At 69.3% G+C, this 24,653-nt stretch carries 13 protein-coding genes; 7 read left to right on the top strand and 6 right to left on the bottom strand.

All coding sequences use genetic code 11. From position 1 onward, the window contains the following. Positions 1 to 37: 37 nt before the first annotated feature. Positions 38 to 9,454: an RHS repeat-associated core domain-containing protein gene (locus LL946_RS17915; protein WP_404383116.1), complete on the bottom strand. Its 9,417-nt coding sequence runs from the start codon at positions 9,452 to 9,454 to the stop codon at positions 38 to 40. A gap of 440 nt (positions 9,455 to 9,894) precedes the next feature. Here LL946_RS17915 and LL946_RS17910 point away from each other — a divergent pair, with 440 nt between their 5' ends. Further along, the gene (locus LL946_RS17910; protein ID WP_404383114.1) at positions 9,895 to 10,824 is read left to right on the top strand and encodes an alpha/beta fold hydrolase; all 930 of its coding nucleotides are present in this window, start codon (positions 9,895 to 9,897) and stop codon (positions 10,822 to 10,824) included. Between the two features lies 1 nt (position 10,825). On the opposite strand, the gene LL946_RS17905 is transcribed toward LL946_RS17910, so the two are convergent. Continuing rightward, positions 10,826 to 11,827, bottom strand: a complete 1,002-nt coding sequence (locus LL946_RS17905) for a hypothetical protein (protein WP_404383112.1) — start codon at positions 11,825 to 11,827, stop codon at positions 10,826 to 10,828. Positions 11,828 to 11,864: 37 nt separating this feature from the next. Next, positions 11,865 to 13,730 (bottom strand): helix-turn-helix domain-containing protein, encoded by a 1,866-nt coding sequence (locus LL946_RS17900; protein ID WP_404383110.1) that lies wholly within the window; start codon positions 13,728 to 13,730, stop codon positions 11,865 to 11,867. Between the two features lie 229 nt (positions 13,731 to 13,959). Here LL946_RS17900 and LL946_RS17895 point away from each other — a divergent pair, with 229 nt between their 5' ends. From LL946_RS17895 to LL946_RS17870, 6 genes are all read left to right on the top strand, one after another. Further along, entirely contained in the window at positions 13,960 to 14,709 is a 750-nt protein-coding gene (locus tag LL946_RS17895; RefSeq protein ID WP_404386941.1) for an ABC transporter ATP-binding protein, read from the top strand. Beyond that, positions 14,702 to 15,427: an ABC transporter ATP-binding protein gene (locus LL946_RS17890; protein ID WP_404383108.1), complete on the top strand. Its 726-nt coding sequence runs from the start codon at positions 14,702 to 14,704 to the stop codon at positions 15,425 to 15,427. The genes LL946_RS17895 and LL946_RS17890 overlap by 8 nt, the downstream gene beginning before the upstream one ends. Before the next feature lie 135 nt (positions 15,428 to 15,562). Next, positions 15,563 to 16,813, top strand: a complete 1,251-nt coding sequence (locus tag LL946_RS17885) for an ABC transporter substrate-binding protein (protein ID WP_404383106.1) — start codon at positions 15,563 to 15,565, stop codon at positions 16,811 to 16,813. A 44-nt stretch (positions 16,814 to 16,857) separates the two neighbouring features. Next, positions 16,858 to 17,727: a branched-chain amino acid ABC transporter permease gene (locus LL946_RS17880; RefSeq protein ID WP_404383104.1), complete on the top strand. Its 870-nt coding sequence runs from the start codon at positions 16,858 to 16,860 to the stop codon at positions 17,725 to 17,727. After that, positions 17,724 to 18,758 (top strand): branched-chain amino acid ABC transporter permease, encoded by a 1,035-nt coding sequence (locus tag LL946_RS17875; RefSeq protein WP_404383102.1) that lies wholly within the window; start codon positions 17,724 to 17,726, stop codon positions 18,756 to 18,758. Before LL946_RS17880 ends, LL946_RS17875 begins: the two co-directional genes overlap by 4 nt. Beyond that, positions 18,751 to 19,500, top strand: coding sequence for a 3-hydroxybutyrate dehydrogenase (locus tag LL946_RS17870; RefSeq protein WP_404383100.1), 750 nt, complete (start codon positions 18,751 to 18,753; stop codon positions 19,498 to 19,500). Before LL946_RS17875 ends, LL946_RS17870 begins: the two co-directional genes overlap by 8 nt. A 193-nt stretch (positions 19,501 to 19,693) precedes the next feature. Here LL946_RS17870 and LL946_RS17865 read toward each other — a convergent pair whose 3' ends face one another. The 3 genes from LL946_RS17865 to LL946_RS17855 all read right to left on the bottom strand — a co-directional run bounded on the left by LL946_RS17865 (position 19,694) and on the right by LL946_RS17855 (position 24,652). Then, complete coding sequence (locus LL946_RS17865) at positions 19,694 to 20,821, bottom strand: class I SAM-dependent methyltransferase (RefSeq protein WP_404383098.1); 1,128 nt, start codon at positions 20,819 to 20,821, stop codon at positions 19,694 to 19,696. 2 nt (positions 20,822 to 20,823) lie between these two features. Next, positions 20,824 to 22,359: a helix-turn-helix domain-containing protein gene (locus tag LL946_RS17860; RefSeq protein ID WP_404383096.1), complete on the bottom strand. Its 1,536-nt coding sequence runs from the start codon at positions 22,357 to 22,359 to the stop codon at positions 20,824 to 20,826. A gap of 109 nt (positions 22,360 to 22,468) precedes the next feature. After that, positions 22,469 to 24,652, bottom strand: coding sequence for a 3-hydroxyacyl-CoA dehydrogenase NAD-binding domain-containing protein (locus tag LL946_RS17855; RefSeq protein WP_404383094.1), 2,184 nt, complete (start codon positions 24,650 to 24,652; stop codon positions 22,469 to 22,471). Position 24,653 lies beyond the last annotated feature (1 nt).

Below are 24,653 nucleotides of genomic sequence, written 5' to 3'. Positions count from 1 at the left end.
CCCCGGGGGTCGGGGCCGGGAGAGGGTGCGGCGTGCGTCAGCCTTCCGTGCTCTGGGTCTGCACGGCCGCCGGCGAGGACTTCTGGGTGACCGCGGTACCCGTGCCCGCGCCACCGGTGGGACTGGCCGAACCGGCGTCCGAGCTGCCGCCCGCGGAGACCGGACCGGTGCTCGTGGGGGACGTCGCCTTGCCCGTGCCGCCGACGCCGTTGGCATCGCCGCCACTCCCACCACCTCCGCCCGTCCCGCCGGAGCCGCCTGAGCTCTTCTGGTCCTGCACGACGGTCTTGCTCGCCTGCGGGGTTGCTCCAGCACCCTTGTCCTCCATGAGCTTGAGCCGCTTGCCGACGCCGAAGCCGAGCTTGACCTGCTTGAGCTTGCCGTCCTCGATCTCGAACTCGAGCACGGGCCTGGAGTCGAGACGGTTGAAGAGCTTGGCCTGTCGGTGCTGGTAGGTGTTGTAGTTCTTCAACCAGCCCAGCGCCTGACGGCCACGCACGTTGTCGGCGTTGTCGGCGAAGAAGCTCAACAGCTTGGTCGACTGGTCCGCGGTGATCGGGTCACCATCGGGCTTGAGCGACTGGATCGTCCTGAGCACGTCGACCGCGTCGAGGTTGGCCGGTTTGCCCAGGCGTCCGTTGGTGTCCACGTAGCTCATCGGGTTCGACTGCGCGTACGTGTAGGACGTGGTCAGGGCCGGGTTCTCGACGAGCGCGAGCGGATCATCCGTGAGGATGGGGTCGACCGTGAGGAAGCGCGCCTGGGTCGGCGAGTACCAACGGTCCCCGAGGTTCACGAGCCCGTGGTCCTCATCGGTGTAGCCACCGGCGAACTGCCACGGCGTCCGGAAGATCGTGCTGTCCTCCTTGATCCACACCTGCCCGGTCGGGAAGTACTCCTGGTGCTGGAACACCTTGCCCTCGCGGTTGGTGACGATGTTCGAGCTGCCCTGGAGGTCCTTGCGGGGGTAGTAGACGTTCGGCTCGTAGACGCTGTCACCACCCATCTTCACGGCGAGACGGTCGTTGCCGGCCCAGATGTTCGTGGACATCGTGCCGTTGCGGACGGTCACCCACGGGTTGACGTAGTAGGTGACACCCTGCTCCTTGATCTCGGTCGCCAGCTGTCCGGCCCAGTCGTAGACGTAGTCGGTCTGCTTGCGGCCAGTGCCCTTGGCGTTGTGGTCGACGATCTCGATCATCTTGCCGGCCCAGTCCCACGTGATGTCGCGGATGGTGTCCGGGTTGGTGACCTTGGTCTGCTCGCCGTCGGAGTCGTATTCGAATAGGTCCGCCTTCCTCGAGATCGAGTCGTAGATCCGCGTCGCCTGGTTGGGCTTGGCCGGGTCGTACGTGTAGGCGGTCTTGTCGAACGTCGTCGCGACCTGGGTGACCTCCTTGCACCTGGTCGTGCAAGCGGTGTCGAACGTCCAGTCGCGCTGGGTCATCCGGGTCACCTTGCTCGTCGTGTCGTCGAGCGTCGCCGACCACGCGTACTTGCGCGTCGTCTTGGGTGCGTAGGTCCACGATCCGTTGGCCGACGTCAGTCGGTAGCGGTTGTCGTAGTTGTAGGTCTGCATGGTCGGGCCACCGAAGAGCGATGACACATCGTCGGGCAGGTGGTTCTGCGCCGACTTCACGTTGCCGACCAGGTCGTACGTGTATCGGAGGTCCATCAGCTCACGCGACCCGTCCGGGGAGAGGGCCTGACGTCGGTCCAGCCGTCGTGTGTCCTCGTCGCGGTAGGTCGTCTCGACCACCCCGTCACCGGTCTTGCGTTGCGACACCTGGCCATACACGTCGTAGCGCTGCTGGCCGAGGTAGTCGTAGAGGCATGGCACGGCAACGTCTGCCTTCACCTGTGTCCCCGGCCCGTGGGCCACGGCGGTCGGCAGCAGGATCGTGCCGTTGATGCCCCGTTCGACGGTGTAGTCGAACGTTCCGGCGACCGTCCCGGGGGTGCGGGCAGTGACGCGCAACTGCTCCTTGTCGAGGGTGATGGTGAACGGCAGCGTGGGTGCCCAGCTCGATGCAGGGTCGGCGTGCGGGAACTCGGTCACGGTGATGAGAGTCGTCGTGGCGTCGACCGCGTTGGTGAGTGAGCCGAGCTCGCTGCAGTCCCGCGTGCCGGTGACCTGAGTCAGCCGCCCACCGGATTCGTAGTCGTTGCGGACCACCTCACCCTCGGGGAGGGAGACGCTCGCGAGCCGGCCCAGCCAGTCGTTGTCGTACGTCGTCGTGAACGGGCCGGTGTTGGGGTGCGGTCCAGTCATCGTCGTGACGTCCTTGGACAGGCGTCCGTTGACGTCGTACTCGAAGCTCTGGGTGCGTGCCTTGTCCTCGACGTGGACCATCCGTCCGGCGGCGTTGCCGGTGGTGGGATGACCGAGGTAGCCGCCGTACTCCAGCTTCACCGGGGCCTCGTCGGGATAGGTGATCGACGTCAGCAGACCGAAGTCGAAGCCGAACACGGTGCGGACGTTGCCCTCCTCGCGCAGAACCGGACTCTGTTCCCCGGTCTTGTTGCCGGCCAGGTCGTAGTTCCAGTTCACGAGTCCGCCGTCCGGCGTTGTCGTCGACGTCCTGCGGCCGAGCAGGTCGTAGACGTGCGTCGTCGCGAGGTTGCCCGGTGACTGCACACTGAGCAGCTGTCCCAGACGGTCGTAGACGTAGGTCGTGGAGAGCGCCACGCCTGCGACCGTCTTGTCCTCACTCTTCAGAACGTTGTCATGCGCGTCGACCCACGACTTCGTGTGCCGCCCCTGTGGGTCGGTCGTATCGACCGTGGCGACGGTTCCGGTGGTGCCCAGGACTTCGTGGGCGTATGCCGTTCGCGTCGTCGCGCCGTTCGAGAGCCGTTCCATGATGACCCGGTCGAGGGCGTCGAACGTGGTGATCGTCGCCTTGTCATAACCGGGGTTCGACGTGTCCACGGTGTAGGCCGCGAGTGTGGCGCCGGTCTGGAGGAACGGCTTCCACTGGTGGACGGTGCGGCCGAGGCCGTCGACGTCGGAGCCACCCTCCGCGGCGAAGCCGGGACCGGTGACGCCGCTCGCGGGGTCGTGGACGAGCGCGTCGCGCTTGCGTCCGGTGACCCGCCCGGAGCCATCGGCGTAGGTCGCCGTGTCGATCGTCGTGCCCGTGTTGAACTCGTCGGTGTGGGTGACGGTCGCGTACGGGTAGTTCGGATCGTCGGGGTGGTACGCGAAGGTCGCGACACCGCCGTCGGCCGAGGTGATCGTCTTCACCCGGCTGTAGGCGTCGTAGGAGTGGGTGACGACGTTGCCGTTGGCGTCGGTGCGGGTCTTGACGCGCCCGGTCGGTGCGTCGAAGGCCGCCGTCGACGTGAGTCCGACGGCGTTGCCGGTCGGGTCGACGTCCTCCTCCATGAAGATCCGGGTCGTGTCGGTCGGGGAGGTTCCCTCGGGGTCACCCGAGCCCTGGAGCTCGTAGTCGGTGACGGTGGAGACGTTGGCATGGTTCGCGTCGTCATAGACGTACCGCACGGCATACCTGTTTCCGTCCGCATCGGGCGGCATGACGATCCGGTTGTAGCTGCCCCACTGGTCATAGAGCAGGCGGGTCTCGGCGTACTGCGCCGGCGAACCGCCGGTGGCAGGGGCGAGAAGCTCGCGCTGCACCGTCACCGAGTTGTTGTCGCAGTAGGCGGTGTGGCCGGCGCGCGAGCGCAGGACCGTTCCGTCGGGGGCCCTGACGCTCACGCCGACGGGCTGGCTGTCCCAGGTCTGGCAGTTCGTGGCCGACCAGTACGGCGACACGTTCGTCGGGGTCTCCTTGACGGTCGCACCGCAGCCGAAGAAGTCGTTCATGTCGTCGCTGGTGCTCGTCTCGCAGTTGCCGTACTCGATGGTGGCGGTCGCGTCGTCGGTCGTCGTCCCGGGCAGGCCGGAGTCGAGAATCGTCGTCGGGTTGCCCAGCCGGTCGTAGGCGTAGGACATGACGGTCGTCTGGCGCAGGGTTCCGCCCGTGTACCAGTCCTGTTCCACCTTCGAGACCTGGGGCGTGGCCCGCAGCGCGAGACGCTGGTCGACGGTGAGTCCACCGAGGTCGAGCGGCCCGTAGCCGCCACCACTCGCGGCGTTCTTGTCGAGGTCCATGAGCGCCCACGTCGTCCGGGTGCGCTGCGCGATGGTGCCGGCGGCCTCGGTTCCGTCGTAGACGGTGGTCTGGAACTCGAGCCCCGACTCGAAGACCGAGTCGTTGCGGTACTCGTGAACGATCGAGTGCAGCTTGGTCGAGGTTGCGGGGGAGTTGACGTTCGCGCTGTGGTCGTACTTCGTGTAGCTCTCCGTCACGGTGACCTTGTCGTAGCCCAGGTCGGTCCGCTGGATGAAGTCCTGAGCGGTGTCGCCGTACGCGATCGTGCTGTGCCGCTGGGCGATGCCGTCGGCGCCGCGGGTCGAGTCGACGGTGACGTCATCGAGCAGCCACTGGCTGTCCGGGTGCGACGTCGTGTTGCCGTCTCGGTGGTAGTCGAGCGCCACGGTTCCGCCGAGAGGCGTGGTCACGGACTTGAGCAGGTTGGTGCGGCCCTGGGTGTTGAGGGCCACCTTGATCTGGCTCGAGTCCTTGACCCGCGACACGCTGTCCGCGTAGCCGTCACCGTTGACGTCCGTGAGGTCCACGTCGGACGAGGTCATGCTGTTCTCGTAGTGCCCGCCCGGGTTGAGGATGAGGTAGCAGGCGACGAGGCAGAGGGGGATACCGATCGTGACGTCGGCGCCTCCACCGAGGCTCTCCGAGCTGTCCTGGCGGATCTGCGGCTTGCCCTCGAGGTCGAAGATCCCGAGGATCTTGAACGCCGAGTTCTGATGGGTGCCGTAGGGCGCCTGGTCGGTGAGGCCGGTGCCGTTGCTGAAGGCGACCTTGACGTTGCCGTCCTTGCTGTAGAGCGCGTCGAGCAGTCCGTCACCGTTGACGTCCTCCCACGACACGTTGGGCAGGTCGACGTTGGAGTTCTTCGCGATGCCGCCGGCAAAGCCGCCGTTGTCGACGTTGAAGCCGAGGCTGGCGCCGATGGAGCCGCTGTAGGAGTTCGTCGAGCTGAAGGAGCTGACGGTCCACCTGAACTGCGGCGTGAACGAGTGGCCGAGGTTGAGGCGGACCCGGATCTCGTCGTCGTCCACGGTGATCCGGTCGGGCAGCCCGTCGCCGTTGATGTCGGCGATGGTCTCCTGGACCGGGATGGTCTCGTCGCGCGGGACCTGGGTCAGCGCGTCGTCGTCCTGGTGCTCGTTCTGCGACGTGGGGTTCGTGAAGCTCGCGCCGCCGCCGATGGAGCCACCGATGTTGGCACCGTACGACGTCTCGGAGGCACTGCCGCCCTTGGTGGCCGAGCCACCCTTGGTCGAGTTCGTGGTGCCCTTGCTGTTGCCGGAGATGCCGATCGGGGCGCCTCCGAAGCCGCCGGAGACCGCGAGGGTCGTGGCCGAGTCCACGACCGAGACACCGCCGCCGCTGCAGGAGACGCGGGCCGAGGCCGGGCCGCACTCCTGCGTGCCGCGCGGGTTCGTGTAGGTGATCGAGTCGGGACGGACGGTGTCGGGATAGCCGTCACCGTTCATGTCCATGTAGTCGACGAGGCTGCGGCTCCACCCGGCGGCAAAGCTGCCCCCCAGCGGGCCGATGCCGGCCATGAGCATGAAGATCGGGCCGGTCTCTCCGAGGAGGTTGGGTGCCCGGGTCGTGCCGGGGGTCCCTGGGGTCGAGATGGGCAGGTCCTCGCCGAAGCGAGCCGAACCGGTCCTGCCGTCCTCGCCGGCGAAGATCTCCGCCTTCGGACCCTCCCACGTCATGGCGAGGGTCGAGGGTTCGACGACGGGCCGGTACGCGAATGCGTTCGGGACGCTCTCCGTGGCCTTGTCCACGTCGAACTCGGGAGGACCGCCCGAACCCGGGTCGTAGTCGCCGAAGCCCTCGTTGTTGACCGACGTGTCGGTCGGGCAGGCGCCGCCGAAGAGGTCCTGACAGGCCGCTGCCTTGTCGTCGTAGGGGTCGCCTCCCGCGGTCGTGTCGAAGTCACCCTCGGCGATCGCGCTCGTGGCGCGGGTCCCCGTCGAGGTGTAGCCGGCCGCAGCCCAGCCGCGGTGGGCGATGGGGAAGTAGCCCTGGGGACCGGCCCAGTTGACCGTCTGGGGGACGTCCTCGGACTTGGCCACGGAGGCCTCGGTCCACGTCATCGTGAGGTCGAGCCCGCTGACGTGAGCAGACAGACCGGCATCACGCATCGTGACGTCGAACCAGTAGTCCGTGCCGTTGACGAGCGTGAGCTCCGGGAGAGAGGCGTCGATCGAGCCTGCACCGCTCGGAACCGTGAACGAACTCTTGTAGACGAGCCCACTCGACGTCTTCGCGGTGACGACGGCGACACCGCCGGGGTTGTCCCCGTCCCGGGTGCCCGTGACCTTCGGGGTGACGGTGCGACCCTGGTTCGAGTCCCAGGCCGAGGCGGGGGAGCCGAGGGTGTTCTGGGGGTAGATGTCGATGTCAGGGTGTGGGGTGTAGATCGCCTTGGTCGTGTCACAGGCGCCGCTGGTGAGGGTGCAGAGGGTTGCCGTCGTGACGAACCGGATCGTCGTGACGTCGATCGGGCTGTCGACCGCGATGCCGGCGCGCACCGAGTCAAACGCGGTCGGGACGCCGTTCGAGTCGACGACCGGCCCAGCGAAGGTCGGGTCCGCCGTGATGCGGAAGCGTCCGACCTCGTCCTCACCGATCGTGGCGACCCGGGCCTTGGCCAGATCCTCGGAGGAGAAGCAGCCGAAGTCGGTGCTCTCGTCCTCGACGCACCACTGACCGCCGGTCTGAGTGATGGTCTTGACGCGTGGCGTGTCGATGGTGCCGGTCGGCGTCGTCGGTGTGACGGTGATGGCTGCATTCGACTGGACGCCGTTGGCGCCGGCGCGGCGGACCACCGAGGGTCGCAGGTCGTCGGTGGTCGCGGCGGTCTTGTCGATCTCGACGCTGTAGTGCATCGTCCCGCCCTCACCGATCGACGTGAGGAGGCCGGGGCGACCAGCCAGGGTGAAGTCGTCGTCGAGGGAGTACGCCCGCTGGTTGAGGCCGTTGGCATCGGGAGCAGACCCACCGGCATACGCGATCGTGGCCTCCCACGTCACGGTGTCGCCGTTGCCCTTGGGGCGCGAGCCCGCACGGAAGTAGATCGCCTCGCCCTTCGTCACGGTCTCGGTCCGCGTGGCCGGAGCCCAGGACGGTGTGCCCGACGAGAGCAGGGAGTCATCGAGCTCGGCGGCGCCCTTCTGGATCGCGACCCGCACCGAGCCTCCGGCTGCATCGCCTGTGGCACCCAGGACCGCTTGCGCATCGATGGTGACGGTGCCGCTGAACGGGGCGGTCCAGCGCCGCACGGTGTCGATGGGCGGAACGGCATCGCGCAGGCGGTCGACCATCGCTTCGAAGTCGGGGTCGCTCACCGGCACGGACTGGGGCGAGAGCGGGACGCGGGTGAGCGCGTCGGATGAGCTGAACGTCGGTTGGCAGGCCTCGACTCCCGTCGCTCCGGGGGCGCACACGAGGTGGTTGAAGAGCACCTCGGTGCCGCGCACGAGGTCGGGCAGACCGTCGCCGTTGGCGTCGGTGAAGTAGCTGTCGACCCAGCTCCACTGGCCGCCCACGTTGAAGACGCCGTAGACGCCGAAGTAGGCCTCGATGCCACCCTGGACGCCGATCGAGCGCTGGACCGGCATCTCGGAGAACCCGCCCAGGGTGTGGGTCGCGCCGAAGGTCAGGTTCGCGGTGCCGACGTCGGACGGCGTGCTCGTGTTGAGCTGGTACTTGATGGCACCGTTGCCGCCGGTGAAGCTGACGCCGTTGCGATAGACCTTGTCGGGCAGGGAGTCGCCGTTGAGGTCCATGAACTCGATGACGGACTCGTTGGTGGCGCCGTTCATCGCGAACGAGCCACCGACCGAACCCGTCTTCGACGGGCTGGCGGGGTTGAAGCCGACGTAGATGCGTCCGTCGCCGGCGTTCGTCACGGAAGCACCCAGACCACTGAGCTTCTCGGTGATGTAGCCGGCGGTGCCACCGGCCGGGCTCGGGTTGGTCCCGGTCTCCCAGGTCGCTGCTGTGTCGAATCCGCTTCCGGCGGCGGCGATGTCGTCGAAGTAGCTGAAGGTGTGCTTGAGTCCGTTCGCCGGGCAGGCCGCCAGTCCGTTGCAGCCGATCTGGCTGACCGACCGGAGCCGGTTCTTGCCGAAGTGCGGGTCTGCGTCGTAGCCGAGCAGGTAGCGCGTGACGACCTTGTTGCTCGCCCGGTCGACGACGTCGACGTGGTCGAGGAGGTCCTGGTCGAGGTCGAGCACACCTCCACGTCCGTCCAGGACGGCATCGGTCCGCGTGCCGGGCGAGCGGACGAAACGGATCTCGTACGCCGGGTCCTCGGGCTCGCCGCTGACCGTGTTCGCCGCGGTGTACAGGATCTTGCTGAGGTAGACGTGCTTCGGGCAGACCTGTCCCGCGGGGCAGCTCACGCCCGCGGCGAGCGGCGCCCAACCCGTTGCGGCCGTGGTGTCGCGCTTGTACTCGACCGTGTCGTAGACGTAGCGGTGCATGTTGACGCCGATGTCGCGCTTCGCGGTGAGGAACCACCGCACGCCGTTGCCGGCCGCGTCGGTGAGGATGCCCTTGGCGTCACGGGTGCGGTCGTCGATGCCGACCAGGGTCCCGGCCTCGCCGAGGGGACCACCGCTGTCGGGCGTCCCGCCGTAGTAGCGGATGTTGCCCTGCTTGTCGCGGACCTCCCACCAGTAGTTCGACGGCTTGTCGCCGTGGCGGATGACCTGCTCGAAGCTGGTCTCGACCTTGCGGGTGAAGTCCTGACGGTCGGCGACGCGCGGCTCGAGGACGGCCCTGACCGCGTTCGGTACGAGCGGGTCGCCGTCGAGGGTGTACGACTCGCTCTCGACGTTCCCACAGGCGGGACTCTTTGCGGATCCGTCGCAGAAGCGGGGGGTGCCGAACGAGGTGTCGACGGCGACCTCGGGGGCGCCGACGTCCCAGCCGAGCCCGGCCCACGTCGACCCACCCTCGGACGAGTAGCCCAGAGTCACTTCGGGGCTGAAGCCGCGTCCCTTCGGGATGTGGAGCGGGTACTCCAGCTCCGCGGTGCCGCTCGGGTTCGCCTCCGGCGGGTTCATCATGGCAAGGCCCTCGGTGACGTCGGCGTAGAGCAGGTCCGTCGTCGTGCCCTCACCGATCTCCTGGGGCGTCGTGGGCGCGATGCCCGGCAGGGTCGCCTCGAACTGGCCGCCCCCGGGGCCAGCTGCAGTGGCCAGGGGCAGTGCCGTGGTGGTCGCGAGCAGCGCGGCCAGCACGACCGCGAACGCAGTCCGACGCCTTTGCGGTCGTCGGGACCGGCGAATCCCCTTCGCCTGGTGGTCGGGGTCGGACGACGGCACACGACGACTGGCCATGTTCAGGGCTCCCTCTGCGCTCCCACACACACCCGGGCCGACGGTGGAGGGCCCGGGACGCACACGGCACGGAGGGCCATGGCGGACGTGCGCCCACGATGCGGCGCGAGTGGGTCGGCGAGTGGCGGCCCATGTGCAGGGCATCAGACGTCGGCCTTGCGGCGTTCGGCGGTACGGCGGTACCTGTGGCACAGCGGTACGGGAAGTCACGCTAGCGCCGGACACTCACCGCGTCCCGAGAATCGTCGAATCTCGGTATCGCACGCTCTGGTGCGCCAGGGCCCGGCCCGTGCCGGCTCGTGGGACGCGAGTTGGTGCTTCCGTCGCCGGCACACAGGACGCGACTGGAAGTGGGTCCGGAACCCATGCGCAGAGATGAGCGGGCGGCATACGGTGCTCGCCGGGGGCGGCACCCAGCGGCCCGGAGGTGAGGTGCGTCCGTGAGAGTCGACCCGGCCTTCACCGTGGAGGTGGACACGGGCACCCTGGCGGTGCACGACCTCACCCCGGGCGCAGCGCGCGCCGACGTGCCCGTCGTCCTCGCGCTCCACGGGATCACGGCCAACGGCCTCGCCTGGCAGGCTCTCGCCGACGAGCTCGTCCGGCGACACGGCGTCGGTGGCATCCGCGTGGTCGCGCCGGACCTGCGGGGGAGAGCGGCGAGCCGCAACGTCCCCGGCCCGTGGGGCATCGCGGTCCATGCCGCAGACACGCTGGCCATCGCCTCGGCCTTCGGCGGGCACCCGGTCCTCGTCGGGCACTCGATGGGCGCGTTCGTTGCCGCCTCCGCCGCCGCGAAGGACCCCGACCGCTACCGCGGGCTCGTCCTCGTCGACGGGGGACTCGGCTTCCCGGTGCCCTCCGACCGCGACGTCGACAAGGCGCTCGCGGCGGTCATCGGGCCCGCGATGACGCGCCTGTCCATGGAGTTCGACTCACCGCACGACCACCTCGGCTTCTGGCGGCGCCACCCCGCGGTCGGCCCGCTGCTGGCGGGCCCCGAAGGACTGTGGCTGCGCCGCTACCTGGACCACGACCTCGTCGAGGGACCCGGCGGCTGGAGGTCGAGCTGCGTCCTCGACGCGGTGCGCGCCGACGGACGCGACGTCCTCGCGGACCCCGACACCCTCTCGGCCACCCGGCGTGCGGTCGAGGCGGGGGTCGACACCGAGCTCCTCTGGGCGGAGCGGGGCCTCATGGACGAGCCGCAGAGCCTCTACGACGAGGCCCGTCTGCGCGCTCTGGGCCTGCCCGCGGCGCTGCGCAGCACGGCCGTCCCGGGCTCGAACCACTACTCGATCATCCTCGAGGCATCGGCCATCGCCCGCCTCGCGGACGCGGTCGACCGTCAGCTGGCGGCAGACACCTGAGTCAGGGCCGGTCGCGCAAGTGGGCTCGCAGGGCCACGTAGACCTTCCGGACGCCGATGGCGCGCTGGAGGTCGTCCTCGATCCGCGAGAAGAACTCACGCCGATAGTTCTGGTCGATGACGGCCTGCACGGTGAAGTACAGCCCGGCGAACGCCGACAGGAACACGGCGACCGAGAACAGCTCGTTGCTCACGAGGTGCAGGCCGCCGGTCTCGTACGTCGGGGGGTGCCCCACCCACGACTCGATGACCTCCGGGCGGATCGCGATCGACCCGAACACCACGAAGAACGTGAAGACGACGAGCGCCAGACCGACCACCTGGATGGCCTGGGTGATGAAGAGCATGAGCAGCAGGTTGTTGCGCTCGAGCCCGCGCAGCCGGATGCCGGCGACCTCTCGGGCCAGATGGGGCTCGTCGAGGATCTCGCGCGCCGCGGACGCCACCGGGGTCCCGGCGCAGGAGGACACCAGGCGATCCCCCTCGACCTCGTCGCCGAGGCGGCTGATCTCCTTCTCGAACGACGGCGCCAGGAAGGCCACGGCCAGCACCACGAACACGGCAACGCTCGACCAGAGAAGCCGCCGGCTGAGCGACGAGGCGACCTGCCACACCTCGGTGTTGATGAAGAGGAAGGTGATGAACAGCAGGAGGAACGGCAGCGCCCGGGTCGCGAGGGGTACGAGAAGTGAGCGGGCGTCCCAGGCATGCGAGAGCGCCCACCGCGCGATGAGCGGGACACGCAGCACCCGGGCGCCGCGGAGCACCACGACGGCGACACCGACGACCACGGCGAGCGACAGGGAGTTCGGCCAAGAGACGTCCGCCGCCCTGGCCAGGGCGCCCGCTGCCAGACCTACGGCCAGGGCGATGCCGATCCAGAGGACCACCACCCTCGCGGCGAAGGCGCGGCGGATCGACGCGCTCCCGGCATGGACGAAGTAGGGCAGTCCGTGGTCGTCGAACCACTGCTCGCACTTGGCGACGTCGTTGGGGGTGAGCACGCGCACAGCCTCGCAGGTGACCAGCGGCCGCGGCGCGTCAGTGGGCGCTGGCGACGAGGTGCCGCAGCCGGAGGGCGAGCTGGAGCTCCAGCGCCCGCTCCGGTGACTGCCACCCGTCTCCCACGAGGCGGGTGATCCGCTCGAGGCGTTGGGCGACGGTGTTGGTGTGGACGTGCAGGCTCGTGGCGGCGTGCCGCGGGCTCGACCCGGCGAGGAAGTAGGCCTCGAGCGTCCCCACGAGGTCGGTGCCCCTCGCGTCGTCGTACTCGACGAGCGAGCCGAGGACCGAGTCGACGTATGCCGTGACCTCCGGCCGCGTGCCCACGATGAGTCCCGCGAAGCCCAGCTCTGCCGCGGACGCGCCGTCGCCGCGGCGGCCGAGCGCGACGAGCGCCTCGGCCGTCCGGACCGCCTCGGTGTGGGCGGCGCAGAGGTCCGGGAGCAGCGCGCCGCTGGACTCGTCCACCGGCCCAGCCGCGCCGACGGTGACCGAGTGGCTGCGGGACAGCCGGGTGGCCAGGTCCGCTGCGAGAGAACCGGGTTCGACACCCGGCACCAGGGTGACGACGTGGCCGTCGACCTCGCCGACGAGGGACTGACCGCCGAGTGTGGCGTTGACCGCGAGGACCAGCGAACGCGCGGAGCCGCCGTCGTCGCGTCTGACGGCGAGGAGGCAGGTCGGCTCGCGGAGGTTGAGACCGACCGAGCGAGCGGCCGGGACGAGGACGCCGACGTCACCGTGGCCGCTCACGAGCGCCGCGACGAGGTCGGTGCGCTGCTGCTGACGGGCCTCCGCGCGGTTGCGTTCACCGAGAAGGACCAGCGCCGTGACGACGGCCGCGCGCTCGACCGTGCGCTCGTCCGAGTCGTCCATGGTCGACACGTCTCCGATGACGAGGTAGCCGATCGGCTCGCCGGTCGCCGTGATCCCGATGGCCCAGACGTCACCGTCGAGCCTGGACAGACGGACCCCGTCGGCACGCTCCACGACGTCGGTGGCGAGCGTGTGCAGGGCGTCCCCGGTGGGCGGCGTCCAGCCGGCGACGCTGCGGGGCACGCCGTCGTCGTCGAGGAGCAGGGCCCACCCACCGAGCAGCTGGGTCAGGGACTCGGTGAGATCGTCGACCCCACCACCCTCGAGGACGATCTCCGCGAAGCGGTCGTGAGCCGCCGCAGCTCGCTCGATGCCGGCGGCATACCGGCCCACGCTCTCGGTGGCCTCGGAGAGCGCGGCGAGCGTGCGCGATGACTCCTCGACGGCCCGCACCTGCACGATCGTCACGGCGGCGAGCGCGGCGAGCGAGCCGAGCAGGGCCACCTCGTCGTGCGTGAAGGGTCGCGGGGTGCGGTTGGACGCGAAGAGCACTCCGACGAACTCGTCCTTGACGATGAGCGGGGTGCCACAGATGGCGACGAGCCCCTCGTCACCGACGGCACCGTCGATGGCCCTGGTGTGCTTGAACCGGGCGTCGTCGAAGTAGTCCGCGGTCCAGTAGGGCTTGCGCGACTGCGCCACGAGGCCACCGAGCCCGGCGCCGAAGTCAAGGCGGACGACTTGGAACTGCGCCGACACCGACCCTGCGGTCGCCCGCATGTAGGTGTCCTCGTTCTCGGGATCGTAGAGCGTGAGGTAGGCGACGTCCGTGCCCATGAGCGCCCGGGCCCGGCGGACGATCGCGTCGAGGACGACCGACGGGTCGCTCATCGAGGCCAGCTCGCCGGCCGTGTCGACGAGGGCGGCGAGCTGCTGCTCGCGGCGACGCTGGACGTCGAAGGCCCCGGCGATGCGCAGGGCGAGGTCGCGCGCGTGCGGGTCGACGTCGAGGGCCGCGAGGTCGGCGGCCGAGGCCCCTGAGGCCAGGAGCTCGAGCAGGCGCGTCCCTGCATCCACGTCGTCGTGCATGTCGCCGATCCTAGGTGCCCGTGACCCAGCACGCATGGGTCGTCGCGCCATGAGGTTGACCAGACAGTGGTGGGGGACACCATGAGGGCCGACGAGTGTCCCCCCTAGGGTGATGCCTCACCGCCTGCAGAACCCCTGCTGCGCGGAGCACAAGGAGGTGCTGGTGAGTCCAAGCGCATCGACGTCCCCGTCCACGACGGCGACGTCCGCGACCTCGTCCGGGACGACCATGCTCAAGACGGTCGCACTGACCAAGGACTTCCGCGGCTTCACCGCCGTGAACTCCGTCGACCTCGACGTCGCCGAGGGCACGATCCACGCCCTGGTCGGGCCCAACGGTGCCGGCAAGACCACCCTGTTCAACCTGCTCACCGGCTTCCTCTCGCCGACCTCCGGGCAGATCCTGCTGCGCGGACAGGACATCGCCGGCAAGCAGCCCGAGCAGATCGCGCACTTGGGCGTCGCCAGGTCCTTCCAGATCACGAGCCTCTTCGAGCAGATGACGCTGCTCGAGCACCTCGAGCTGGCACTGGCCTCACCGACCGGCCTCGGCTACCGCTTCTGGTCCTCCCGCAAGCAGCTCAATCGCTTCAAGGCGCGCGGCATGGAGCTCCTCGACGAGGTCGGCCTCGCCGACCGAAGTGGCGTCCACGCCGGCTCGCTCGCCTACGGGCAGAAACGCGCCCTCGAGATCTCGCTCGCCCTGGCCAACGACCCCGCCCTGCTGCTGCTGGACGAGCCGACGGCCGGCATGGGCATGGAGGACGTCGACCGCACGATCGCCTTGGTCAAGAAGGCGTCGGAGGGCCGCACCGTCGTCTTCGTCGACCACAACATGCACGTCGTGGGGTCGCTCGCCGACGAGGTGACCGTGCTCCAGTCCGGCGAGGTGCTCGCGCAGGGGACCTACGACGACGTGAGGAACGACGAACGTGTCATCACGGCATACCTCGGCGACGCAGGAGGCGACCATGGCTGAGCACGCGACCACGACCACCCCGCTGCTCAAGGTCGAGAACCTCTCCGCGTTCCACGGCGAGGCGCAGGCGCTGCGCGACGTCTCGCTCGACGTCTCCCCGGGCGAGGTCGTCACCCTCGTCGGGCGCAACGGCGCCGGCAAGACGACGCTCCTGCGCTCGATCATGGGCCTGCACAAGTCCGTGCGAGGCTCCGTGACGTTCGACGGCGTATCGGTCGACGGCAAGTCGGCCGACAAGCGCGCCCGGGCCGGGCTCGGGTGGGTGCCGGACGACCGCGGCATCTACGCGACCCTCACCGTCGCCGAGAACCTCAGCCTGCCGCCGGTGGTCGACAAGACCGCGGCGTGGAGCCTGGACCGGATCTACGACCAGTTCCCGGTGCTGCGCGAACGCCGTGACTTCCCGGGGACCAAGCTCTCCGGTGGAGAGCAGCAGATGCTCGCGATGGCCCGGCCGTTGCGCGCGGGCTCACGACTGCTGCTGCTCGACGAGCCGAGCGAGGGCCTCGCCCCCGTCATCGTCAACAAGATCGGCGACATCATCCGCGACATCAAGAGCCAGGGCGTCGCGGTCCTGCTCGTCGAGCAGAACGTCAGCTTCGCAGGCACCGTGGCCGACCGCCACAACCTGCTCGCCCAGGGGGAGATCGTCGAGAGCCTCCCCAACGAGGAGTTCCGCCTCCGCACCAAGGAGCTGCTCCAGCACCTCGGCATGTAGCCGAGGCGCCCCGACCGGCGCCACCGCGCAGCACGCGCTGCCTCCCTGCACTGCACCCGCAACGCACGGGACCACACGACAACCGCACCACCATCAGACCGCCGGGCACGGCATACAACACCCCAGGAGGGGAACATGCGAAACACCAGAATGACCACCCTCGCGGCCATGGTGGCCGGCTCAGGTCTCCTGCTCACCGCCTGCGGCAGCGCCGGCGGCGGTCCGTCCACGGCGAGCGGCAAGATCAGCGACGACAAGATCGTCCTCGCCGTCCTCAACGACCAGTCCGGCGTCTACAAGGACCTCTCGGGCCCCAACTCCGTCGAGGCCGTCAAGATGGCCGTCGAGGACTGGAAGGCCAAGCACGGCGACGACGCCGTGAGCAAGAACATCGAGGTCGTCACCGCCGACCACCAGAACAAGCCCGACATCGCCAACACCAAGGCGCAGGAGCTGTACGACCGCCAGAAGGCCGACATCATCCTCGACGTCCCGACCTCGTCGGCGGCCCTGGCCGTTGCCACGCAGGCGAAGACGAAGAAGAAGGTCTACATCAACATCGGTGCCGGCACGACCGCCCTCACCGGCGCGCAGTGCAACAAGTACACCTTCCACTGGGCCTACGACACGTACATGCTCGCCAAGGGCACGGGTGGCACGCTCACCAAGGACGGCGGCAAGAAGTGGAACGTCGTCTACCCCGACTACGCCTTCGGCCAGGACATGACGAAGTCGTTCGAGGGTCAGATCACGGGCGCCGGTGGGTCCATCGGGCAGAAGGTCCCGACGCCGTTCCCGAACGACAACTTCGCGACGTACATCACCAAGGCCGCTGCCGACAACCCCAACGTCATCGGCACCATGCACGCCGGTGGTGACCTCATCAACTTCGTCAAGCAGTACAACCAGGCCGGCATCTCCGACCAGATCAAGCTCGCCGTGGGCCTGATGTTCATCACCGACATCCACAGCCTCGGCGCCGAGCAGTTCAAGGGCGTGACCTTCACCGAGGCCTGGTACTGGAACTTCGACAAGCAGAACCGCGACTGGGCCGACAAGTTCCAGGCCAAGACGAAGACCCGCCCGTCGTTCGCGCACGCCGCGAACTACTCCGCGGCCTACAACTACCTCGAGGCCGTCCAGGAGGCCGGCTCCGACACCGGTGACGACGTCGTGGCCAAGCTCGAGGGCAAGAAGATCAACGACTTCTTCCTGCGCAACGGTGAGGTCCGCGCCGAGGACCACCGCGTCATCCACGACGCCTACCTCGCCGAGGTCAAGCCGGAGTCCGAGGTCAAGGAGGAGTGGGACTACGAGAAGATCGTCGCCACCATCCCTGCTGCTGAGGCCTTCAAGCCGGTCGCCGAGTCCGGCTGCTCGATGTGACGAACCCACTCCACACGATTCTCAGAGGTCATCAGAGGTAGGCGATGAGCGCATTCATCCAGTACACGCTGCAGGGTCTGGCGACGGGCGGGTTCTACGCCCTCGCCGCCCTGGGGCTGGCCGTCATCTTCGGCGTCATGGGGGTGGTCAACTTCAGCCACGGCGCCATGTACATGCTCGGCGCCGTCGGTTCGGCCGTGCTCCTCGACGTGCTCGACGTGCCGTTCTGGGGTGCGCTCGTCATCGTGCCGATCCTGCTGTTCCTCTTCGGGATCCTCGTCGAGAGGCTGCTCGTCCGGTGGCTCCTCGGGCTCGACCCGCTCTACAACTTCCTCCTCACGTTCGGTCTCACGGTGCTCATCGTCGACCTGGTCAAGCGCCGCTACGGCGTCTCCGGGTTGCCGTACCAGCTCCCGGCCGGACTCGAGGGGCGGGTGACGGTGGGCGGGTTGAGCCTGTCGAGCTACCAGCTGTTCGCGGCGTTCTTCTCGGTGGTGCTCTGCCTCGCCGTGTGGATGCTGCTCACGAAGACGCGCATCGGCATGATCGTGCGCGCCGCCACCGAGAACGCCGAGCGCACCCGTGCCCTCGGCATCAACGTGGGGCGCTGGGTCACGCCGGTGTTCGGCTTCGGCATCGCCCTCGCGGGTGTGGCGGGAGTCCTCGCGGCTCCGTTCCGCGCCATCACCGCCGACATGGGCAGCAACTTCATCATCATCCTGTTCGCCGTCGTCGTCATCGGCGGGCTCGGCTCGATCCTCGGCGCAGTCGTCGCCGGGTTCCTCGTCGGGCTCGTCGAGGCGTACGGCCAGGCCTACGCACCGTCCTACGCGCAGGTCCTCATCTTCGTCCTCATGGCAGCGGTCGTCCTCGTCCGCCCGGCGGGACTCTTCGGCCGCGAGGAGGCCTCATGAGCGCCCAGCTGACCGAGACCACGCGCGTCGAGACGGCGGCGTCGTCCGCGCCGGACCGCAAGATCAACCCGTTCCTGCGCGCGGGGCTGCTCCTCCTGGCCCTGCTCGTCGTGCTCGCACTGCCCTGGTACATCTACCCGCCCGTGGCGATGGACATCCTCGCGTGGGGCCTGTTCGCCATCTCGATCGACCTGCTGCTCGGCTTCACCGGGCTGCTCAGCTTCGGTCACGCTGCCTTCTGGGGCACGTCGGCCTACGTCACCGGTCTCATCGCGATCCGCAGCGGCCTGCCGTTCCCGGTGGCCGTCCTCGGTGGCGCGCTCGTCGCGATGCTGCTCGCCGTGCCGACGGGCTACCTCGCGGTGCGCCGGACCGGCATCTACTTCGCGATGGTGACACTGGCTTTCGCCCAGATGATCTACTTCATCGCCAACCAGGCGCGCGACCTCACCGGCGGTGAGAACGGGCTCCAGGGCATCCCCAAGGCGTTCTTCGGGGTCGAGCTGGTCGAGACCGACCCGTTCTACTTCTACTACGCCGCACTGCCGCTCATCCTGCTCGGTGCCTTCGCGGCCTGGCGCACGGTGTCCTCGCCGTTCGGTCGGGTGCTGCTCGCGATCCGTGACAACCCCGCCCGCGCCCGGGCCCTGGGCTACGACGTCGAGCGCTACAAGATCATGGTGTTCGTCATCTCCGCAGGGATCGCCGGACTGGCTGGCGGCGTCTTCTCGGTGAGCCACGGGTTCGCCTCGCTGCAGGAGCTCGTCTGGACCACCTCCGGCAAGGTCGTGCTCATCACCGTCCTCGGCGGCATCGGCACCCTGTGGGGTGGCCCGCTCGGCGCCGCGGTCGTCGTCCTCCTCGAGGACCAGCTCGCGTCGTCGGGGTTCAACGGCATCGGCATCATCACCGGCACGATCTTCGTGCTCATCGTCCTGCTCTTCCGCAAGGGCATCTGGGGCACGGTGGCCGACCTCGTCGCCCGCGTCCGCACCCGCGGTGGGCCCAGGGCCGGGCGCCGCGATGCTTGACGGCCGGAGCGCCCTCGTCACCGGGGCCGGCAGCGGGATCGGCGCCGCCGTCGTCGAGCGGATCGCCGCCTCCGGCGCCAGGGTCCACGCCGTCGACATCGACGGTGACGCGCTCGACAAGCTCGTCGCGCGCGTCGGCGGCGACCTCGTCACTCCCTGGGTCGTCGACCTCTCCGACCTCGACGCCCACCGCGGGCTCCCGAGCGACGTCGACGTCCTCGTCAACAACGCCGGCATCCAGCACGTCGCACCGGTGCACGAGTTCCCCGTCGAGGAGTTCGAGCGGATCCACCGGATCATGCTGCTCTCGCCGTTCCGGCTCGTGCGCGCGTGCCTTCCCCACATGTATGCCGCGGGCTGGGGTCGAGTGGTCAACATCTCGTCCGTGCACGGCCTGCGCGCGAGCCCGTTCAAGTCCGCCTACGTCTCGGCCAAGCACGGCCTCGAGGGCCTGAGCAAGGTCGTCGCCCTGGAAGCGGGCGACAAGGGCGTCACGAGCAACTGCGTCAACCCGGCCTACGTCCGCACCCCACTGGTCGAGAAGCAGATCAGCGCACAGGCGCAGACGCACGGCATACCCGAGTCCGAGGTTCTCGCGGAGGTCATGCTCACACCGGTCGCCGTCAAGCGACTCATCGAGCCCGCCGAGGTGGCGGACCTCGTGGCGTTCCTCTGCGGTCCGTCGTCGGACTCGATCTCGGGCAGCTCGTTCACCATGGACGGTGGTTGGACCGCGCACTGAGCGAGCCGCGGTGGCCGAGCACTCGCGCACGAGCCGGCACGCGTCGATTCGCCGCACATCGTCGCCCGCACGTATCTGTTCGCCGCAGTCCCATCCGCACGTCGCGCGCTGCGCGCACTCCGCGCTCCCGCCAGACCCAGCCAGCGGCGAACAGACACATGCAGGCTCCTCCGCCGGTCGCCTCGGTCGTCGCTCAGGCGCGGCGGCGGGAGGAGGTCAGGGTGAACTTGGTCGTGCGCTGGACCTGCTTGGTCGAGCCGATGACCTTGTCGAGGTACGGCCTGTAGTTCAGGGCGGTGTTCCAGACGCACCAGAGCTCGCCGCCCGGCTCGAGGGCGCGGGCGGCGTCGTCGAAGAGGCGCTCGGCCAGGCCGGTGTGGACGGCGGCGCCGACGTGGAACGGCGGGTTGAGGACGACGAGCTGCGCTGACCCGGTCTCGACCGTCTCGAGGCCGTCGGCGCGGACGACCTCGACGCGGTCGCCGACGCCGTTGGCAGCGGCCGTTGCCCGGGTCGACGCGACCGCGGCGGCCGACTGGTCCGTGGCGAGGACCGCGAGGTCCGGTCGAGCCAGGGCGAGTGCGGCGGCCACCACACCGCTGCCACAGGCCAGGTCGACGGCGCGCTCGGCAGCACGCATCGACGGGATGTGGTCGAGGAGCAGCCGGGTCCCGATGTCGATCCCGTTGCCGGCGAACACGCCGCCGTGGGCGACGACCGTGAGGCCGAGGTCGTCGTGGCGCTGCGACTGCGGCCACGAGAGGGTGACGTTCGGACGTGGACCCGAGGCGTGCAGGACGCGTGACTTCTGCCGCGCGAGACTGGCGTGAACCTCGTGGAACGACTGTGCGAGAACGTCGTTCATCGTCCGCGACATGTGCTTGACCCGACCGCCCGCGATGAGCCGGACCTCTGGGTGCGCGTGGGCGGCGACGAGCTGGGCGACCTCGTCGAGCTCGTCCAGCGACCGCGGGAGCTGGAGCAGGACGACTCGCGCCCCCTCGACGAGGGAGGCGTCGAGGGGGTGGTGCCTGAACGGCATACGGTCTCCGTCGCGGCCGAGACCACGACGCTCGGCGTTCGCCACGAGCGCGCGTTCACCGAGGACGCCGTCCTGGTGCACCCGCACACGGGACGCACCGGACGCCAGTGCCCCCAGGGTCAAGGCACCGTGCCGGTCGCCGATGACGACGACGTCGTCGGGGCCTGTGGGCAGTGACCCGGCCTCGTCGAGGAGGAGCCGGTCGGTGGCGTCCCACGCCTGGAGGTTCGCGGCCTCGACGTCGGGCCAGCGGCGCAGATCGTCCCAGTCGGTCGTCAAGATCAGATGTCGCGGAAGATCTCGATGGTCGCGCCGAGGGCATTGAGGCGCTCGGCGAGGTCCTCGTAGCCCCGGTTGATGACGTAGACGTTGCGCAGCACCGAGGTGCCGTTGGCGGCGAGCATCGCGAGCAGCACGACGACGCCGGGACGCAGCGCCGGGGGGCACATGACCTCGGCGGGACGCCACTTGGCGGTGCGGCCGGTGATCATGACGCGGTGGGGGTCGAGCAGCTGGACCTGGGCACCGACCTTGGTGAGCTCGGTGAGGTAGATCGCGCGGTTCTCGTAGACCCAGTCGTGGATCATCGTCGTGCCCTCGGCGCAGGCCGCGATGAGCGCGAAGAACGGCAGGTTGTCGATGTTGAGGCCGGGGAACGGCATCGGCGCGATCTTGTCGATCGGGGCCGTGAGCTTGCTGGGCAGGATCGTGATGTCGGCCAGGCGGGTGTGGCCGTTCTTGGCGAGGTACTCGTCCGACATCTCGTACTGCAGGCCCATGCCCTCGAGGGTCGCGAGCTCGATCTCGAGGAACTCGATCGGGGCGCGCTCGATGGTGATCGAGGACTCGGTGACCACGGCGGCGGCGATGAGGCTCATCGCCTCGATCGGGTCCTCGCTGGGGGAGTAGTCGACGTCCATGTCGATCGACTCGACACCCGTGACGGTGAGGGTCGTCGTGCCGACGCCCTGGATGTCGACGCCGAGCTTCTGGAGGAAGAAGCAGACGTCCTGGACCATGTAGTTCGACGACGCGTTGCGGATCACGGTCGTGCCCGGGTTGAGGGCCGCGGCGAAGAGCGCGTTCTCGGTGACGGTGTCCCCACGCTCGGTGAGGACGATGGCCTTCTCCGGGCGGGTGGTCCGGTCGACCTTGGCCTCGTAGAAGCCGTGCGTGGCCGTGACGTCGAGCCCGAACGAGTGCAGCGCGGTGAGGTGCGGCTCGACCGTGCGGGTGCCGAGGTCGCAACCACCGGCGTAGGGCAGCGAGAACGTGTCGAACTGGTGGAGCAGCGGGCCGAGGAACATGATCACGGTGCGCGTGCGGCGAGCGGCGGCGATGTCGATGGAGGCGAGGTCGAGCGTCGCCGGGGGGATGATCTCGAGGTCGCTCGTGCCCTCGAGCCAGCGCACCTTGACGCCCATCGAGGTGAGGACCTCGATGATCCGGTTGACCTCCTCGATGCGGGCGAGGTTGCGCAGGGTCGTGCGGCCCTTGTTGAGCAGGGCGGCGCAGAGCAGGCCGACGGCGGCGTTCTTGCTCGTCTTGACGGGGATGGAGCCGGACAGCTTGGCGCCGCCGACGATCCGCAGGTGCTGGGGGCCGCTGTGGCCGAGGGAGACGAACTCGCTGCCGAGGGTCTCGCCGACGCGGGCGAGCATCTCGAGGCTGAGGTTCTGGCGTCCCTGTTCGATGCGGGCGACAGCGCTCTGGCTCGTGCCGAGCTTGTCGGCGAGCTCGTGCTGGGTCAGGCCCTGGTGGCGCCGGGCGTCCCTGATGAGGGTCCCGATTCGAGTGAGGTAGCTGGACTCAGTCATGCGTTCCAGCGTATGTCAGATATGAGATAACGCAAGCCTGAGCGCGTGGCCAAGGTGGGCGGACGGCATACCTGCAGATCAGGTATGCCGTCCGCCCACCGGGCGCGGATCAGGCCGGGACGCTCGCCACGCCGGGCGGCAGGAGGCGCTGACCGAGCATCTTCTCGGAGATGCCCTCGCGGTCGAGGAGCGGGGTGAGCCCGCCGTTCCAGAACTGGAAGCCGGCCCCGGTGATGAGAGCCAGGTCGATGTCCATCGGTGCCTGGGCCACGCCCTCCCGGAGCATGAGCCCGACCTCCTCGGCGAGCACGGACAGCACCCGCTCGCGGACCTGGGCGGCATCGAGCTGGACCGGGTTCTCCGGGGCGATGTGGGCCGCCTCGACCTCCGGGTCGACGACCGGGCGGCCGTCCACGAGCTGGTAGTAGCCGGGCTTGCCCAGCTCGACGATCTTCCTGAGGTTGGGCGAGACGTGGAACCGGTCACCGAACGCCCGGTGGAGCGTCTCGCTGTTGTGCAGCGCGATCGCGGGGCCGACGAGCCCGAGCAGGACGAACGGCGGCATCGGCGCGAGGCCGGCCACGGCCTTCTCGGCGACGGGGACGGGCGTGCCCTCGTCGACGATCCGGCTGAACTCGCCCATGAAGCGGCCCAGCAGGCGGTTGACGATGAACGACGCCGAGTCCTTGACGAGGATCGTCGTCTTCTTGAGGCCCTTGCCGGTGGCAAACGCGGTGGCGAGCGCGGCGTCGTCGGTTTGCTCGCCGGGGATGATCTCGAGCAGCGGCATGACGGCGACCGGGTTGAAGAAGTGCAGCCCCACGACCCGCTCCGGGTGCTGGAGGTCCGCGGCCATCTCGGTGATCGACAGCGAGCTCGTGTTGGAGGCGAGGACGCACTCGGGCGAGACGACGGCCTCCACCTCGGCCCACACCTGCTTCTTGACCGACATCTCCTCGAAGACCGCCTCGATGACGAGGTCGGCGTCGGCGAACCCGTCCTTGGACGTCGAGCCGGTGACGAGCCCGGTGAGGTGGTTGGCGCGGTCGCGGCCGATCTTGCCGGCCTCGAGCGACTTCGCGATCTCGCCGTGGACCCAGGCCACGCCCTTGGCGACCCGCTCCTCGTCGAGGTCGGTCATGACGACCGGCACCTTGAGGTTGCGGGCGAAGAGCAGGGCGAGCTGGCTGGCCATGAGGCCGGCGCCGACGACGCCGACCTTGGTGACCTTGCGGGCCAGCGCCTTGTCGGGTGCGCCGGCGGGGCGCTTGGCGCGCTTCTGCACGAGGTCGAACGAGTACAGACCGGCGCGGAGCTCGTCGGACATGAGCAGGTCGGCCAGGGCTTCATCCTCCGCGGCGAAGGCCTCGTCGCGGGTCGCCGTCCGGGCGGCCTCGACGAGGGCGAGGGCGCGCAGCGGGCCGGGGGAGCGACCAGCGGTCTTGGCGAGCACGAGGCCCTTGGCGGCCTTGACCGCAGCCGCCCACTCGGCCTCGTCGCGCGAGACGTCGGGGCGCTCGACAGTGACCTGCCCGCTGACGACCTTGCCAGCCCACGCGATCGACTCCTCGAGGAAGTCTGCGGGCTCGAGGAGGACGTCACCCAGGCCGAGCTTGGCGGCGGCCGGTCCGGAGAGCATCCGGTTGGTGTTCATCGGGTTCTCGATGATGACCTTGAGCGCGTTCGCCGGGCCGACGAGGTTCGGGAGCAGGTAGCAGCCACCCCAGCCGGGCACGAGCCCGAGGAAGGTCTCGGGCAGGGCGATGGCGGTCACGCCGGCGCTGATCGTGCGGTAGTCGCAAGCGAGTGCGACCTCGACGCCGCCACCCATGGCCGCGCCGTTGACGAACGCGAACGTGGGGACGGGCAGGTCCATGATCGCCGCGAAGGCCGCGTGCCCGGCTCGGGCGATCTCGAGGGCCTGCTCGCGACTGCTCACCGTGGGGACGCCGGAGAGGTCGGCGCCGACGGCGAAGATGAACGGCTTGCCGGTGATGCCGACGGCCTGGATCTCGCCCGCTTCTGCACGCTGGCGCAGGGAGCCGACAGCGGCCTGCAGCCCGGCGATGCCCTCGGGGCCGAAGGTGTTGGGCTTCGTGTGGTCGAAGCCGTTGTCGAGCGTGATGAGGGCCAGCGTGCCCGCGTCGCCGGCGAGGGCGACGTCCTGCACGAGGGCGCGGGTGACGACCTCGCCGCGGGGCGCCTTCTCGGCGGGGGTGGCTGGGGTGGCGGGGGCCGCGGGGGCAGCGGTGCCCGCGGAGGTTGCCTCGGTGGTCGTGGCGGTGTCGGTCATA

The organism is Knoellia locipacati, assembly GCF_044791685.1.
Taxonomy (GTDB): Bacteria; Actinomycetota; Actinomycetes; order Actinomycetales; family Dermatophilaceae; genus Knoellia; species Knoellia locipacati_A.
The sequence above is the reverse complement of the archived record's forward strand: the minus strand, read 5'-3'. Positions and strand labels throughout refer to the sequence as shown.